We start from the raw sequence: 1,297 nt of genomic DNA, 5'->3' as shown, positions 1-1,297 counted from the left end.
TGGCCACCCGCGGGTTCGGCGAGGCGGCCTTCGCCGAGGTCGCGGACATCATCGCCGAGGCGCTGATCGCCGAGGCCGGCGCGGACCTCTCCGGCCTGCGCTCCCGGGTCGAAGCCCTCGCCGACGCCCACCCGCTCTACCCCTCGGTTGCCAACCTCAGCTAGAGGACGTATGACAGAAGTACAGATCACGACGCCGGGCGGCCGCCATAAGCTGCCGCCCGGCGCCGCGCATCGGGCAACGCGCCCGCCGACCGGCGGTTGCGCGGCCCTTCCGGCAGGACCATCTGCCGGACCACAGTTAGACCTAGTTAGGAACCGACCATGGCCGTTGGAGTCTTCGACCTTTTTTCCATCGGAATAGGACCGTCCAGTTCACACACGGTGGGCCCGATGCGGGCTGCCGCGGTGTTCGCCGAGGAGCTCAAGGGCTCCCGCACCCTGGACAAGGTGGCGTCGCTGCGGGTGGACCTTTACGGCTCCCTCGCCGCCACGGGCCACGGCCACGGCACGATGACGGCGATCCTGTTGGGCCTGGAGGGTTTCCACCCGGAGCTGATCCTGCCCGATGAGGTGGAGGAGCGGCTGGCCGCCATCGCCGAGTCCGGGAAACTGCAGCTGGCGGGGTCCGTGCAGCTGCCCTACGGCGTGAAGGACATGGTCCTGCGCCCGCTGACCATCCTGCCGCGGCACACCAACGGCATGACCTTCACCGTCTCCGACGCCGACGGCGAAGTCCTGCATCGTGCCACGTTCTTCTCCGTGGGCGGCGGCTTCATCGTCCGTGAAGGCGAAGAGGACGCGGCGCTGAAGGAACTCGATGAGTCCAAGAAGGAACTGCCGCTGCCGTTCCGCACGGCAGCCGAACTGCTGGGCCGCTGCCAGTCCAAGGGCCTGTCCATCGGCGAGATCATGTTCGTCAACGAACGCGCGTCCCGGACGGAGGAGGAGATCCGGCAGGGCCTGCTGCACATCTATTCGGTGATGGAAGGCTGCGTGGAAACCAGCCTGAAGCGCGAAGGCCTGCTGCCCGGCGGGCTGAAGGTCCGCCGTCGGGCGCCGGACTGGCACGAGCGGCTCCTGAAGGAAAGCCGGGACCACGATCCAGGCTACCGGGACCCGAAATACTGGCAGGAATGGGTGAACCTGATCGCGCTGGCCGTCAACGAGGAAAACGCCTCCGGCGGCCGGGTGGTCACCGCGCCCACCAACGGTGCCGCCGGCATCATCCCGGCGGTGCTGTACTACGCACTGCATTTCGCCCCCGGCATGGACGTCGCCACCCAGGCGGACCGCGA

1 protein-coding gene and 1 pseudogene are annotated in these 1,297 nt (G+C 68.2%); both read left to right on the top strand.

Features of this window, described 5'->3' with window-relative positions; translation table 11 throughout:
- Positions 1-164, top strand: a pseudogene (locus tag AB0N24_RS27545) (serine hydroxymethyltransferase); the annotation flags it as partial.
- A gap of 159 nt (positions 165-323) precedes the next feature.
- On the top strand, positions 324-1,297 hold a 974-nt coding region (locus AB0N24_RS27540), incomplete at its 3' end, for an L-serine ammonia-lyase (protein ID WP_364131776.1).

This window comes from Arthrobacter sp. NPDC093128, from assembly GCF_040683875.1.
Taxonomy (GTDB): Bacteria; Actinomycetota; Actinomycetes; order Actinomycetales; family Micrococcaceae; genus Arthrobacter.
The sequence above is the reverse complement of the archived record's forward strand: the minus strand, read 5'-3'. Positions and strand labels throughout refer to the sequence as shown.